The 14,680-nt window shown below is 74.5% G+C and carries 9 protein-coding genes; all 9 read left to right on the top strand.

Going from position 1 to position 14,680, the window contains the following annotated elements:
- The 9 genes from RNL97_RS12870 to RNL97_RS12830 all read left to right on the top strand — a co-directional run bounded on the left by RNL97_RS12870 (window position 1) and on the right by RNL97_RS12830 (window position 14,636).
- A complete protein-coding gene (locus RNL97_RS12870; protein WP_030589120.1) occupies window positions 1-2,277 on the top strand; it encodes a TOMM precursor leader peptide-binding protein in 2,277 nt (758 codons plus the stop codon).
- The gene (locus tag RNL97_RS12865) at window positions 2,267-4,261 is read left to right on the top strand and encodes a TOMM precursor leader peptide-binding protein (protein ID WP_313750709.1); all 1,995 of its coding nucleotides are present in this window, start codon (window positions 2,267-2,269) and stop codon (window positions 4,259-4,261) included. The genes RNL97_RS12870 and RNL97_RS12865 overlap by 11 nt, the downstream gene beginning before the upstream one ends.
- Before the next feature lie 56 nt (window positions 4,262-4,317).
- The gene (locus RNL97_RS12860) at window positions 4,318-5,904 is read left to right on the top strand and encodes a SagB family peptide dehydrogenase (protein WP_313750708.1); all 1,587 of its coding nucleotides are present in this window, start codon (window positions 4,318-4,320) and stop codon (window positions 5,902-5,904) included.
- Window positions 5,905-5,918: 14 nt separating this feature from the next.
- Entirely contained in the window at window positions 5,919-8,660 is a 2,742-nt protein-coding gene (locus RNL97_RS12855; protein ID WP_313750707.1) for a lantibiotic dehydratase, read from the top strand.
- The gene (locus RNL97_RS12850) at window positions 8,657-9,709 is read left to right on the top strand and encodes a lantibiotic dehydratase C-terminal domain-containing protein (protein WP_030589129.1); all 1,053 of its coding nucleotides are present in this window, start codon (window positions 8,657-8,659) and stop codon (window positions 9,707-9,709) included. The genes RNL97_RS12855 and RNL97_RS12850 overlap by 4 nt, the downstream gene beginning before the upstream one ends.
- A complete protein-coding gene (locus tag RNL97_RS12845) occupies window positions 9,706-10,860 on the top strand; it encodes a metalloprotease (RefSeq protein WP_243314193.1) in 1,155 nt (384 codons plus the stop codon). Before RNL97_RS12850 ends, RNL97_RS12845 begins: the two co-directional genes overlap by 4 nt.
- Before the next feature lie 43 nt (window positions 10,861-10,903).
- Window positions 10,904-11,848, top strand: coding sequence for an ABC transporter ATP-binding protein (locus RNL97_RS12840; RefSeq protein ID WP_243314192.1), 945 nt, complete (start codon window positions 10,904-10,906; stop codon window positions 11,846-11,848).
- Window positions 11,849-11,910: 62 nt separating this feature from the next.
- A complete protein-coding gene (locus RNL97_RS12835; protein ID WP_030589135.1) occupies window positions 11,911-12,666 on the top strand; it encodes an ABC transporter permease in 756 nt (251 codons plus the stop codon).
- Window positions 12,663-14,636: a TOMM precursor leader peptide-binding protein gene (locus RNL97_RS12830; RefSeq protein WP_030589138.1), complete on the top strand. Its 1,974-nt coding sequence runs from the start codon at window positions 12,663-12,665 to the stop codon at window positions 14,634-14,636. Before RNL97_RS12835 ends, RNL97_RS12830 begins: the two co-directional genes overlap by 4 nt.
- Window positions 14,637-14,680: the final 44 nt, after the last annotated feature.

Below are 14,680 nucleotides of genomic sequence, written 5' to 3'. Positions count from 1 at the left end.
ATGGCCGAGAGCGCTGCCCCCGCCGCCCCCGTCACGTCCGCCGCACCCGCCACGCCCGCATCGACCACCGCGACGACGGCGTTCGACGCGCTCGCCGGCACCCGGCCGCGTATCCGCCGTGACGTGCTGTTCACCGAGACCCCCGGCGGGGTGCTGTTCCACAACGCCGACGGCGGCTTCCACCTCACCGGCCGCACCGCCTACCGTTTCGCCTCCCTCGTCGTCCCGCACCTCACCGGGCAGCACCGCATGGCCGAACTCTGCGCCGGGTTCGGGTCCGCGCGGCGGGCGATGGCCGCCGAGCTGGTCAATATGCTGTACGCGCGCGGCTTCGCCCGGGACATCCCCGAGGCCGACACCGCAGGGGACGCGGTCGACCGGGAGACCGCCGAACGGTTCGCCGCGCAGATCGCCTATGTCGACCACTACACCGACGACGCCCCCGCCCGCTTCGCCCGCTACCGCTCCACCCGCGTCGCCGTCCTCGGCGACGACGAGACGGCCCGCTGGTGCGCGCTGAGCCTGGTGCGCAACGGGTGTGCGAGCGTGGGGACCGTCGAGGCCCCGGGCGGTGCCGCGGCTGCGGAGGGTGTCGCGGCCGAGGCCGCCGCCAACGGTGCGCGCATCGACCCGATCCCCGCGGGAACGGACGCGGGCTGGGCCGACCTGGACGGCTACGACATCGTCGTCGTCAGCGGGGCCGGGGCCGGGGCGCGCACGCACCGGCTGCTGGCTGCCGGGGTGCCCGAGGGCGTGACGCTCATCCCCGCCTGGCTGTTCGGCCGCCGACTGGTCGTCGGCCCGCTCACCACCGCCGGCTCCACCGGCTGCTGGTCCTGCGCCCTGCTGCGCCTGGGCGGCAACGTCGACCCCGGCACGGCGGCCGAGCTGTGGAGCGAGGCGGCGGGGGCCGCACCGTCCGACGGGGCCGCCCTGTCCGGTCCTGTCGCCGCGATGGTCGGCAACCTCGTCGGCTACGAGGTCTTCCGCCTGACCACCGGAGCGCTGCCCGCCGAGACGGCCGGCCAGGTCCTCGTCCAGGACCTGGAATCGCTGGACGTGATGGCCGAACCGGTCCGGCCCCACCCCCGTTGCGCCCGCTGCTCCGGGCTCCCCGCCGAGGAACCGGCCCCGCTCCCCGGAGCGCTCGCCCTGCCCGTCACCGCGACCGTGGAGACCGCCCGGGACGCGGAGGAGCTGGTCGAGGAGCTGAACCGGATCAGCTCCGCGCTGGTCCGCCCGTACACCGGGACCTTCCGCCGTTACGACGACGAGGAGCTGACCCAGACCCCGTTGAAGCTCAGCCGGGTCGAGGTGGCGCTCGGGGGCGGGGCCCGCCGCCGGATCGCCGCGTTCGACGTGCACCACCTGGCCGGGGCACGGACCCGGGCGCTGTACGCGGCGGCCGAGACCTATGTGGAGCATCTGGTTCCGCTGACGGGCGTGCAGGCCGCCGACGCCGGTGCCCGGACGGACGGCGGTACGCAGGAGCTGCGGACGCTGGGGCCCGACGCCCTGACGACCGGCGGCGGCACCGGGGCCGCGCCCGCCGCCTGGGCGGTGGCGACGTCCCTGATCGGCAAGGACCCGGTACGCGTACCGGCCGCCGCCCTGCGCCCGTTCGGGCCGCACAACCACGACCGGGTGCACCTGGCGACCACCGCCGGAGCCGGGGCGGGCGGCAGCGCGGCGGAGGCGGCGGGCCGGGGGCTGCTGTCCGCGCTCGCCCACGACGCCCTGCTCCGCGCGGTCCGTGGCACCACCCGGGTGCGCCCGGCGGCGATCGGCGGTGACGACCCGGAGCTGGTGTTCCTGCTGAAGTCCGCCGCCAACCTGGACATCGCCGTGGACCTCCTCGACCTGGGCGAGGCGGACCGCAGCACGGCCCACGTGGTGCTGGCCCGTGAAGCGAACGGGCCTTCCGCCGGTGCCCGTTGGGCGGTCGGGGCCGGGCTGTCCCGGCGTACGGCGGCCGCTGCCGCCCTGCGGGACCTGCTCGGACAGGTGCAGCTCGCCGCCGAGGACCCGGAGGCGGCGGTCGACCCCGGCGATCCGCTGGTGGCCGACCTGGCCCCCGGGGCGATCGCGGTGAGCGGCGGGTCCGTCGTGGCGGACGGGAGGGAGACCTCGTTCGACGCGGTGCTGGAGGCGCTGGGGTCCGCCGGACGCGACGTCCTGTACGTGCCGACGACCCCGGCGGACCTGCGCTCCGGCTCCATCGCCACGGCCCGGGTGCTCCTCACGGTGGACGGCGAGGGCGGCACCGATGGCCGTTGAGACGTCGCGGAGCGCTCCGGACGTGCCCGACGCTCCGGACGCTCCCGTGCTGGGGGAGTCCACCCGGCTGCTCGGGGAGCTGCTGCGGCAGGGACTGGCCCGGCACGGAAGGGCGGCGGCCACGCAGTCACCGGACGTCCGGCCCCTGGGCGTGCGCGACGCGTTCACGGCGGACGGGAAGCCGCCCCGGGCCGATGCCGTGCCCGTGCGCTACTACGGGAGGCACGCCGTCGTCGGCCCCCTGCCGACGCCGCCCGGCACCGCCCGACGCCCCTGCGCCCGCTGTCTGGAACGCCGGTGGCAGGCCGTGCGGTCCGTCGCCCTGCGCGAGGCGCTGGAGCTCGGTTCCGGGACCCGGGCGGCGGGCCCGTCCCCGTACGCCACCCCGTTCGCGGCCGAGGCCGTCGCCGGGGTGATCGCCGCCAGACTGGCGGGCGGTGGACCGGACACCGGGGCATTCCCCGCCGTCCACCTCGTCGACCTCCAGACCCTGGCCGTCCGCCACTACCCGCTCGTCCCCGACCCGGAGTGCCCCGGCTGCGGGCAGCCCGAACCCGACAGCGACGAGGCCGCCGCCATCACCCTGAAGCCGGCGCCCAAGCTGCGGCCCGGCGGCTTCCGGGTCCGGGACCTCCGGGACTACGAACTGCCCGTCGAGCCGTACGCCAACCCCGTCTGCGGGTCGCTCGGCCCCTCCGTCGTCCACGACGTCTCCTCCACGTCCACCTCCGCCACCATCGGCTGCTTCTCCCTGCGCTCGGGACCGTATCTGCGCGAGACGTTCTGGGGCGGGCACGCCGACACCTTCGCCGACAGTGTGCGCATCGGCGTGCTGGAGGGGCTGGAGCGGTACGCGGGGATGCGGCCCCGGGCCCGGCACGCCCAGGTGCACGCCGCCCTGGACACCCTGCGCGCCGAGGGCCGGGCCGCCCTGGACCCGCGCGTCTGCGGCCTCTACTCCGACGCCTTCCACCGGGCCAACCCCCGGGTGAAGCCCTTCACCCCGGACCGGAAGATCCCCTGGGTGCGCGGCTGGTCGCTGCGCGACTCCCGCACCGTCCTGGTCCCCGAGGTGCTCACGTACTACCACGCGCCGGGTCTGGAGAACCGGTTCGTGCAGGAGAGCTCCAACGGCTGCGCGTCCGGCGGCGCGTTGGAGGAGGCCGTCTACTTCGGGCTGATGGAGGTCGTGGAGCGGGACGCGTTCCTGCTCTCCTGGTACGGGCGGGCCGCGCTGCCCGAGATCGACCCGCGCACCAGCCGGCGCCCCGCCACCCGGCACATGGTGGACCGGCTGGAGATGTACGGCTACGAGGCGCGGTTCTTCGACACCCGGATCACCTTCCCGATCCCCGTCGTCACCGGTGTCGCCGTCCGGCCCGACGGCGGGCCCGGCCGGATGTGCTTCGGCGCGGGGGCCGGGCTCGACCCGGAGGCGGCCCTCGCCGGGGCGCTCTGCGAGATCGCCACCGACGCCGTCAACCTCCAGGGCCGCACCGAGCGGGACGAGGAGCGGCTGCGCGCCATGGCCGCCGACTTCGCCCGGGTCGAGGCGCTGCACGACCACCCGCTGGCGTACGGGATCCCGGAGATGGGCGACCACGCGGACTTCCTGCTCGGCGCGCCGGGGAGCGTACGCCCGCCGGCCCGCTCCTTCGACGAGCTGTACGGGAGCGGGAGCGGTGCGCGTCCGGTGCTCCCGGTCTCCGACGATCTGCGCGAGGACCTCCGCCGGTGCGTGGACGCCGTGGCCGCCGCCGGGTTCGACGTGGTCGTCGTCGACCAGACCATGCCGGAACAGCGGGATCTCGGGCTGACCACGGTGAGCGTGATCGTGCCCGGACTGCTGCCGATCGACTTCGGCTGGACCCGTCAGCGCGCCCTCGGCATGCCCCGGCTCCGCACCGCCCTGCGCGAAGCGGGCCTGCGGGCGGCGGACCTCACCGACGCCGAACTCAACCCGGCCCCGCACCCGTTCCCCTGACCGGCCCCATGACCGTCTCTCCCCTTCCCCCTCCTGCCGTGACCAAGGAGCCCGCCATGGGATACGCCCATGAATACGCCGCCGCGATCATGCACCGCGGCCGGGTCCCGATGGACCCCGCCGACTACGTACCGAACTGGCAGGACGGCCCGCGCAAGGCGAAGTACCACCCGGGCGCGGACGGCTTCCCGCTGCCCGGCGCCTCCTATCCGGGCGGGGCGACGCTCGATCGGGGCCTGTTCCCCGAAGCTGCTCCGGCGCAGGGGGAGTTCGACCTCGAATCGCTCTCCGGCATGCTCCGCGACTCGTACGGTCTGACCGGCCGCCGCCTCGGCGTCCAGGCCAACACGGACCTGAACGCGCTGCCCTTCTACCCGCTGGCCAACTGGTCGCGAGGCTCCGCCTCCGGCGGCGGCCTCTACCCGGTCAGCATCCACTGGGTGTCCGGGCCGAGCGCCCCCGTACCGCCGGGGGTGCACTACTACTCCACCCGGCACCACACCATGCAACGGCTGCTCACGGGCGATGTCTCGGGGCAGGTGCGCGAGGCGCTGGGCGACGGTGCGCCGGGGGCGGGGACCGATCAGTACCTGGTACTCGGCGTCAAGTACTGGCAGAACTCCTTCAAGTACAACAGCTTCTCCTTCCACGCCGTCTCCATGGACCTCGGAGCCTGCGTCCAGACCTGGCGGATGTGGGCGGCCGCCCGGGGGCTGGCCGTCGAACCGGCCCTCTGGTTCGACGAGGAACGTCTTGCCGCCCTGCTCGGCGTGGACCCGGCGCAGGAGGGAATCTTCGCTGTCGTACCGCTCAAGTGGACAGGTGCGCGGGGATGTTCGGGCCGGCAGGGCTCCACCGCGAATGTCTCCGTCCGGCGGGCGGACGTCGAGCGCTCCCGTACCGTCCTCACCTTCGACGCACTGCTCCGCATGCAGGCGGCCACCTCCGCCGACGCCACCGCCCGCCCCGCGCCGGACGCCCTCGGGCCCGCCGCCGCACACCCCGTCGACCCGGGGCTCGCGGAGGTCGCGCTGCCGCCCGCCCGGCCCCTGGACGCCGATGTGCGCACCGCACTGCGCACCCGCCGCAGCAGCTTCGGCCGGTTCGACGCCCAGAAGCCGGTCACCGCCGACCAGTTGGCCGCCTGCCTGGCCGCCGCCTCGGCCGGATCGCGGCTCGGCGGCGACACCGGTGACGTCCGGCTGGCGCAGGTGTACGCGTTCGTGAGCCACGTCGAGGGCGTCGAGCCCGGGTCGTACGTCTACGACCCCGGGCGGCGGAACCTGCGGCGGGTGAAGGAGGGGCGGCCGGGGGAGTTCCTTCAGCGGAACTACTTCCTCGCCAACTACAACCTGGAGCAGGCCGGGGCCGTTCTCGTGCCGACCGTCCGCACCACCGCCGTCCTCGACGCCGTCGGCGACCGGGGATACCGGCTGGTCAACGCCACCATCGGGGCCGTCGCCCAGTCCGTCTACACCGCCGCGGCGGCGGTGGAGCTCGGCTGCGGGGTGGCCCTCGGCTTCGACAACATCTCCTACATCGAGGAGCTGGGTCTCGAAGGGACGGGCGAGGCGCCCCTGCTGATCATGATGATCGGCAACGAGCGCCCCGCCCCCGCCGACTTCCGCTACGAGATCGCCTGAGCGGGGACACGACGATGACCGACACCGCGAACTCCCCGGCCGTCCCGCCCGCGTTCATGCTGCGTGTCGCCGGGCTCCCGGTCGACGAGGTCCGGGCCCTGCGCTGCCCCGGCAGCCGCCGCTGGGCCGACGACGTCCTCGACACCACCGAACAGCTGGCGCTGCTCGCCGGGAAGGCCGCGGACCAGCTGCACGGGCTGATCGGCGGCAGCGACGACGAACCGCTGCGCCGTGCCCTGCTGAAGCTGCGCCGTGACGTCTTCAACAACCGGCTGCCGGCCCCCCTCGCCGCCGAGGACGCCCTGGCCCGGGTCCGCGCCCTCGACCCCGCCGCCGCCCGGGCCGTCGCCGACTGGCTGACCGGCCGGCGCGCCCTCGCCGACAAGCGGGAGGCGGGGGCCGCTCTGCTGGCGGACGAGACGGACCGCACCCGCACCGAGCTGGCCCGCATCGCGGGCCATGGACGCCTGCGCAAAGGGCTGTTGCTCGCCTCCCCGACCCTGGACGCCCAGCTCGACGCCTACCGGGAGAAGGCGTCCCGCCCCGGGGCGCGACCGGATCGCAAGCAGCGCAAGATCGAACGCTCGCTGCTCTCCTACGTGTACCGGACCGCGTGCAAGACCAGCCCCTTCTCCACCTTCACCGGCGTCGCCCCCGGCGTCCTCGCCGGCGCGGAGGGCTTGCGCGTGCGGGTGGGGGAGGAATGGCGGACGCAGGTACGGCTCAACGTCGTGGCGCTCGGCCGGCTGGCCGACGCGGTGATCGCCGACCCGGTCCGCCGGGCTGATCTGCCGCTTGCCCTCGCCTCCGGCTGGGGCCGCGACGACGACCGGGTCCGCTACGTCCGGCGCTGGGTCACGGCGGGGGACGACGACACCGCCGTCACCTTCGACGCCGTGAAGGACCGGCTCTTCTTCCTGCGCCGCAGCGGCACCCTGGAACGGCTGCTCGGCCTGTTCGAGGAACGCGGCACGATCCGCTACGGCGAGCTGGCGGCCTGGCTGGAGCAGGACCGGGGAGCGGCGCGGGAGGAGTGTGAGCAGTACCTCGGGGCGCTCCTGGACGTCGGCATGGTCCAGGTGCCGTGCCTGCGGACCGAGGTCCACGACACCGACCCGCTGCGTGCCTTCCAGGACGCGCTGCGCGGACTGGACCGCCCCTGGGCCGCCCGGCTCGCGGACCGGCTGGAGGAACCCGCCGCCCACGCCGCCCGCTTCGCCGACGCGCCCCCGGACGAGCGGCGCGCCCTGCTGGAAGCGGTGCGGGCCGGGCTGCGGGCGGTGCAGGAGGAGGAGCTGGGGGTCGCGCGCGCGAAGGTCCCGCAGACGCTGCTGTACGAGGACGCGGCGGCGGGTCCGGGCGTCGCCCCCGAGGGTCCGGTGGCCACGCCGGACGGCCCGGGCGTCACCCTGGACGCCGACGCCTGGCAGGGGCTGGCCGCCGGGCCGCTGGCGGCCGTGGAGCGGGTGCTGCCCGCCTTCGACCTCACCCTCCCGCAGCGGATCACCTTCCAGGGCTTCTTCCTGGCGCGCTACGGACGCGGGGGCCGCTGCGACGACCTGCTGAAACTGGTCCACGACTTCCACGAGGACTTCTTCGACCAGTACATGACGTTCACCGCCTCCCGCACCCCGTACGACGCCGACGGCACCTACGTCCCGGAGGTCAACTGGCTCGGCCTGCCCCGGCTGCGCGCCCTCGACGCCGCGCGCCGCACCTTCACCGCGCGGATGGCCGCGCTGTGGGAGGCGGCGGAGCCGGGCGCGGCCGAGGTGTGGCTCGATGACGCTTTCCTGGACGCGGTCGCCGGTGAACTGGACCTCCCCCCGTCCGACTTCGCCCCGATGAGCCACCACGTCCAGATCGCCGACCGCCCGGGCGACCCGCTCGTCGTCCTCAACCGGTCCTACGGCGGTGTGTCGTTCCCCTTCAGCCGGTTCACCCAGCTCTTCGACGGCCTCGGCGAACGGCTCCTCGCGCACACCGACGCCCTCGTGCCCGAAGGGGCGGTCCTCGCCGAGGTCACCGGCGGCCCGGTCACCAGCAACCTCAACCTGCACGGCAGGCTGACCCCGTACGAGATCGTCTGCCCCGGCGAACGCGGCACGCTGGACGAGGAGTTCAGGATCGCCCTGGACGACCTCTATCTCATCCACGACCCGGAGGCCGACCGGCTCGCCCTGCGCTCGGTCCGGCTGGACCGCGAAGTGATCCCCGTCTACCTCGGCTACCTCGTCCCCCTCGCCCTGCCCGAACTGCCCCGCACCCTGCTCCTCCTCTCCCCGACCTCGATGGCCCCGCTCAACGTGTGGGCGGGCGTCCCCGAGGGCGAGCCGCGCGGCGGGGTCACCGGCCGGCCCCGGGTACGGTACGGCTCGCTCGTCCTCGGCCGGCGCAGCTGGAGCGCCCCGGCCACCGCCCTGCCGCTGCACCGGCCGGGCACACCGGAGGACGGCTGGTTCCTGGACTGGCACGCCTTCCGGCGTACCCACGGGCTGCCCGACCGGGTCTTCGCGACCGTGTCGGACACCGGGGCCCGGGGCGCGACCGGGGCCAAACCGCAGTACCTCGACTTCGACAGTCCGCTGTCCCTCTCCGCCTTCGAGGCGCTGGTCAAGTCCCCCGACGCGCGCGTGGTGTTCCGGGAGATGCTGCCGGACGAGGACGCGCTGCCCACCGTCTCGGGTCCCGGCCGCCATGTCGCCGAACTGGCCGTGGAGACGGCCGTACCCGTCCCCAGGAGGACCACCTCATGACACCCCCGCCCCCCGTGGCGCAGGCCGCGACCACCGCAGGCTCCTGGCAGGCCACCCACGTGTTCTACGCCGCCAACCCCCGCCCCTTCCTCCTGAGCTGCGTCCGCCCGCTGGTGGCGGAGCTGGAGGCGGACGGCCTGCTCGCCGGGTACTTCTTCATCAACTACTGGCTGGAGGGTCCCCACGTGCGGCTGCGTCTGAGGCCGTCCTCGGCCGCGGCCGAGCCGGAAGTCGCCCGCCGCACCGAGCGGGCCGTGGACGCGTTCCTTGCCGAGCGGCCCGCGCTGTACGAGGTCGACTCCGGGTTCCTCAACGACTTCTACAACACCCTCTTCGAGATCGAGTTCCCCGGCAGCGAGCGCGGCCACTACACGGACGAGCAGGGCCGGATGAACCTGCGCCCCAACAACTCCCGCCACCGGGAGCCGTACGAGCCGGAGTTCGGGAAGTACGGCGGGCCCGCCGGGATCGAGCTGGCCGAGTGGCACTTCCGGCACTCCAGCGACCTGGTGATCGACGCCCTCGCCACCAAGAACCTCCATCTGCGCACCGTACTGCTGGGCACGGCTGCCCAGTTGATGATGGTCATGTCCTCGACCTTCCTGCCGGCCCGGTCTGAGCTGGCCGGATACCTGGACGACTACTACACGTTCTGGCACCGGGCGTTCCCCGGCACCGGCTTCATCGGCACCGAGGAGTACGACACCAACTACGCCCGGACGGCGGACGGGCTGCGGGACAGGTTCGCGCGGGTCCGGGCCGCCACGGCCGCGCCCGGGAGCGCCCGCTCGCTGCCCGGATCCCTGGCGGGCTGGGCCGAGCACTGCGCCGAGCTGCGGGACCGGGCCAGGAAGCTGGCCGTCGACGGCGACCTGGTGTTCCGGTCCTGGGACGGTGAGCGGGACGAACGGGTCACCGACCCCGCGGTGGCGCTGCCCCTGCTGCTCTCCCCGTACATGCACATGACGAACAACCGCCTGCACGTCACCATCCGCGACGAGGCCTACCTCAGCCACGTCCTGGGCCGGGTCCTCAAGGAGACCGCGTGAGCGCGCTCCCCGGGGCGTTCGCCGCCCACCGCCCCGCGCTGCGGCCCCGCGTGCTGCTCAGCGATCCGCTGCTGGACGGGGCCGCGACCGTCCACCTGATCAAGGACGCCGAGACCGGGAACTCCTTCAAGGTCGGGGCCAAGGAGCACTTCCTCATCGCCCGCATGGACGGGGAGCACAGCCTCGCGGAGATCGGCGAGGCGTACGCGGGGGAGTACGGGCGGCGCCTGGGGGACGCCCACTGGCAGCGGCTCCTGGCCCTGCTGGGCGCGAAGGGGCTGCTGGCCGGCGCCCCCCGGCCGAAGCCCGCCCCCCAGGACACCGCCCCCCGGGCCCCCGGTTCCCGGGCCCCTGCCCGGCCCGCCTCCGCGCCGGAGAGGCGCACCCTCCTGCGCGGCTCCCTCCCCCTGGTGGCCGACGCCGACGCCGCCACCGCCCGCCTCCACCGGGCCTTCGGCTTCCTGCTCGCGCCCGCGGCCCTGGTGCCGCTGCTCGCGCTGGTCCTCGCCATGGAGGCGGTGGTCGTCGCCCGGTCCGGTGAACTGCTGCTGGCGGTGCGGGGGCTGATGGCCAACCCTGTCCTGCTGACCGGCACGGCGATCCTGCTCTGGGTGAGCACCGCCCTCCATGAGCTGGCGCACGGCGTGGTGGCCCGGCACTACGGCGGGCGGGTCGCCGAGATCGGGCTGCGGTGGCGGCTGCCCGCCGTCATCATGTACTGCACGGTCGACGACTACCTCTACCTCGGCACCCGACGGCACCGCATCGCCACGGCCGCCGCCGGCGCGGTGATGAACCTGGTCTTCCTGCTCCCGTTCTGCGCGCTGTGGCTGTTCGCCCCGCTCGACGACGCGACACGCGAGGCGTTCGCCGCCCTCCTGCTCCTCGGCAGCGTCCAGGCGTTCACGATGCTCGTGCCGCTGCCGCCGCTGGACGGCTACAAGATCGCCTGCCAGCTCGCCGGGGCCACCGGCCTCGCCGCCGCCGCGGGCGGCTACCTGCGGCTCGCCCTGCGCCGCTCCCCGGAGGCGGCCGCCTACCCGCGCCGGGCCCGTATCGCCTACCCCCTCTACGCGGCGGCCACGGTCCTCGTCCTGGCCGCCGCCGTCGCGGCGGCCGTCGCGGGCGTCCACCACCTGCTGACCGCCTGAAGTGCCCGCCCCGGGCCCGCTGTTCCCCATCGAGGAGAGTCCCATGACGTCCACCGCCCCCCGCCCCCCGCAACCTCCGTCCGCCGGGCCCGCCGTCGCCCTGACCGACGTCCGCAAGACGTACGGGGCCACCCGGGCCGTCGACGGGGTCTCGCTGTCCGTCGAACGCGGGGAGTTCTTCGGGCTGCTCGGGCCCAACGGGGCGGGCAAGACGACCCTCGTCGAGATCATGGAGGGCCAGCGGCGGGCCGACTCCGGCACGGTGGCGGTCCTGGGGGAGAGCCCCTGGCCGCGCAACACGGCGCTGCTGCCCCGGCTCGGCGTGCAGACCCAGGCCTCCGCGTTCTTCGTCCGGCTGACCGCCCGCGAACACCTGGCCACCGTGGCCGCGCTCTACCGGTGCGACGCGTCGTCCGCCGAGCGCACGCTCGCCTCCGTCGGCCTCACCGAGCAGGGAGACACCCGGGTCGACGACCTCTCCGGCGGCCAGCGGCAGCGGCTCGCCATCGCCTCCGCCCTGGTCCACGACCCCGAACTGATCTTCCTGGACGAGCCGACCGCCGCCCTCGACCCCCAGGCCCGCCGCTCGCTCTGGCAGGTCCTGCGCGAACTCAAGGGCCAGGGCCGCACCATCGTCTACACCACCCACCACCTGGACGAGGCCGAGGCGCTCTGCGACCGGGTCGCCATCATGGTCGCGGGCAGGGTCGCCGCGCTGGACAGCCCGGGCCGGCTGATCGCCGCCGCCACCCCGACCACCCGGCTGCTGGTCCCGGCCGGCCGCCTCACGCCCGAACAGGCCGGCGCCATCGCGGACGTGGACCGGGTGACCGAGGAGGGCGGCTCGCTCGTGCTGGAGACCCTCGCCGCGGGCCGGGTCCTGGCCGCCGTCGACGCGATCACGGGGCTGCAGGGCGTACAGACCAGGACGGCGAGCCTGGAGGACGTGTACCTGGAGCTCACCGGCACCGGCGCCCCCCAGCCGTGACCCCGGCCGATCCGCCCCCCGCCCCACACACGCGCAGCGATCCAGCGATACGGAGACACCCCATGAGCGCCTACACCGCGCTGAGCCAGGCCGGGTACCGGGCCTACGCCCGCGACCGCACCACCCTCTTCTTCACCTTCGCCTTCCCGCTGATCTTCCTGGTCGTCTTCGGGCTGATCTTCCACGGCCAGACGGTCGAGGAGAGCGGCAAGCCCTACATCAACTACATCGCGCCCGGTGTGCTGTCCTGGGGCGTCGCCAACGCCGCCGTCTTCGGCGTCGGGTTCGTCCTCATGCAGTGGCGGCGCGACGACATCCTCCGGCTGATCCGGATGACGCCCACGCCGGTCTCCGCCGTCCTCGCCTCCCGTTACGTCCTGGCCCTGGGCATCGGGGCCGTCCAGGCGGCCCTTTTCGTCGCCGTGGCCCTGCTGCCCTCCTTCGGGCTGCGGCTGGACGGCCGCTGGCCGCTCGCCCTGCCCGTGCTGGTGCTCGGCATCACCGCGTTCCTCGCGCTCGGCGTCATCGTCGGCAGCTATACGAAGACCCCCGAAGCGGTCGCCGCCGTCGCCAACTGCCTGATGATTCCCATGGCGTTCCTGTCCGGCTCGTTCTTCCCGCTGGACGCCATGCCCGGCTGGATGCAGACCCTCTCCAGGATCCTGCCCCTGCGCTACCTCAACGACGGGGTCTCCGGCGCGCTGACCGGTGGCGGCTCCCTGGCCGGCATCGGCGTCGCGTGCGCCGTCCTCGCCGGATTCGCCCTCGTCCTCGGCGCGGTGGCGCTGAAGACCTTCCGCTGGAGCGACAAGTCATGACGACGGCCACCGCCCCGACCCCGCTGGACGCGGCGCGCGTCCGGCTCCAGTCCGCGCTGTCGGCACGCCACGCGGACGTGTCCGGCGAGGGCGGCCCGCCCGCGCCGTACGTGGTGCCGCTCGGGGCCGCCGACGTCCTCGGCTTCGGCCACCCGGACCCGTACGCCGGCACCCGGCCCGCCGCCACCGTCCAGCTGACCTCGCGGGCCGTCCTCATCGGCCCCTGGGGCGGCGGACCCGACGCCGCCGTCTGCGGCCAGTGCCTGGCGATGCGCTGGCAGCGGCTGCGCAGCCGGTCGGAGCGGGAGGCCCTGGAACTGGGGCACGAGCCGCAGGGGGCCGTGGACTGGCCGGTGCTCACGGACTACGCGGTGGACGCCGTGTGGGCGACGTACGGCGCGGTCTTCGCGGGCCTTCGCGGCGCCCCGGGAGAGCCCGGTCCCGAGGGCTCCGCCGCGACCCCCGCCGACCGGGCGCTTCCCCAGGTCACCCGGGTCGACCTGGTCACCCTCGCCACGGCCACCTTCCCGCTGCTGCCCGAACCCCTCTGCCCCGCCTGCGTCCACGAGGTCCCGGACACGGCGGAAGCCGCCCGTATGACCCTGGCCCCCACCCGGAAACCGGACCCCGGCACCTACCGGCTGCGCACCCTGGACTCCTACCCGCTGCCGACCGCCGCCCTCGCCAACCCCGTCTGCGGGGCGCTCGGCTCCGACATCTGGATCAACCCCACGTCCACCACGACCGCCCCGGTCGCCGGAACCCACTTCGTCCGCGGCTACGCCGGTCTCAACGACGTCACCTGGAGCGGCCAGGCCAACCGGTACGCCACCAGCCGCACCCTCGCCCACCTGGAGGGCCTGGAGCGGTACGCGGGCACCCACCGCCGTCGCGGCACGACCCCGGTCCTCGACAGCTACCGCAACCTCACCGGCCAGGCCCTGAACCCGGCCGACTGCGGCTTCTACACCCCGAAGACGTACGCCACCGACCCCCTGGTCAGCCCCTTCGACCCGGACCGGCCGATCCCGTGGGTCTGGGGCCACTCCCTGCGCGACGACGCCCCGATCCTCGTCCCGGCCCGGCTCGCCCACTACAGCGCGGGCGTCGACGCGGACAACTTCGTCTTCGAATGCTCCAACGGCTGTGCCACCGGCGGCAGTTTGGAGGAGGCGATCCTCTTCGGCCTCCTCGAACTCGTCGAGCGGGACGCCTTCCTCCTCGCCTGGTACGGACGGGCGCGCCTGACCGAGATCGACCTCACCGGCGCGACCGCCCCCGCCGTCCGCTCGATGCTCGACCGGGCGGCCCTGCACGGATACGACGTGCACGCCTTCGACACCCGGATGGATCTGGCGGTCCCCGTCGTCACCGCCCTCGCGGTACGCCGGGACGGCGGCCCCGGCACGCTGTCCTTCAGCGCGGCGGCCGGCTTCGACCCGGCGGACACGGTGGAGGCGGCCCTGTCCGAAGTGCTCACCTACATCCCGCACCTGCCCTACCAGGTGGCCGAGCGCCGGGCCGAACTGGAGGAGATGGAGCGGGACTTCACCAAGGTCCGGCACCTCAAGGACCACGCCCAGCTCTACGGTCTGCCGTCGATGGCCCCACACGCCGCCGAGTACCTGGAGCCGGCCGCCGTGCTCCCGTCGGCGGAGGTGTTCGCCGACTGGGAGCCGCTGCGCCCCCGCACCGGCGATCTGCTGGACGATCTGCGGCTGCTGCGGGACGGGTTGACGGCGGCGGGATACGACGTCATCGCCGTCGACCAGACGACGCCGGAGCAGCACCGGATGGGCCTGCACACCGTCTCCACCGTCGTTCCCGGACTGCTGCCGCTGGACTTCGGCTGGAGCAGGCAGCGGGCTCTGCACATGCCCCGGCTGCGGACGGCGCCGCGGGCGGCGGGCCGGCGGGCCGACGACCTGCCGGAGTCGGAGATCAAGGCCGTCCCGCACCCGTTCCCGTGACCGCCCCGCGCACCACGGACGAAAGCCCCCTCCGACCGACGGAG

Origin of the sequence: Streptomyces parvus, from assembly GCF_032121415.1 — a bacterium.
GTDB lineage: Bacteria > Actinomycetota > Actinomycetes > Streptomycetales > Streptomycetaceae > Streptomyces > Streptomyces globisporus_A.
This window is presented reverse-complemented; position numbering and strand designations above follow the sequence as displayed.

Excerpts from the sequence above, each read along its gene's own strand:
- RNL97_RS12870 (WP_030589120.1), top strand. The coding sequence starts at position 1 with ATGGCCGAGAGCGCTGCCCCCGCCGCCCCCGTCACGTCCGCCGCACCC.
- RNL97_RS12840 (WP_243314192.1), top strand. The coding sequence starts at position 10,904 with ATGACGTCCACCGCCCCCCGCCCCCCGCAACCTCCGTCCGCCGGGCCC.
- RNL97_RS12860 (WP_313750708.1), top strand. The coding sequence starts at position 4,318 with ATGGGATACGCCCATGAATACGCCGCCGCGATCATGCACCGCGGCCGG.
- RNL97_RS12865 (WP_313750709.1), top strand. The coding sequence starts at position 2,267 with ATGGCCGTTGAGACGTCGCGGAGCGCTCCGGACGTGCCCGACGCTCCG.
- RNL97_RS12855 (WP_313750707.1), top strand. The coding sequence starts at position 5,919 with ATGACCGACACCGCGAACTCCCCGGCCGTCCCGCCCGCGTTCATGCTG.
- RNL97_RS12830 (WP_030589138.1), top strand. The coding sequence starts at position 12,663 with ATGACGACGGCCACCGCCCCGACCCCGCTGGACGCGGCGCGCGTCCGG.
- RNL97_RS12835 (WP_030589135.1), top strand. The coding sequence starts at position 11,911 with ATGAGCGCCTACACCGCGCTGAGCCAGGCCGGGTACCGGGCCTACGCC.
- RNL97_RS12850 (WP_030589129.1), top strand. The coding sequence starts at position 8,657 with ATGACACCCCCGCCCCCCGTGGCGCAGGCCGCGACCACCGCAGGCTCC.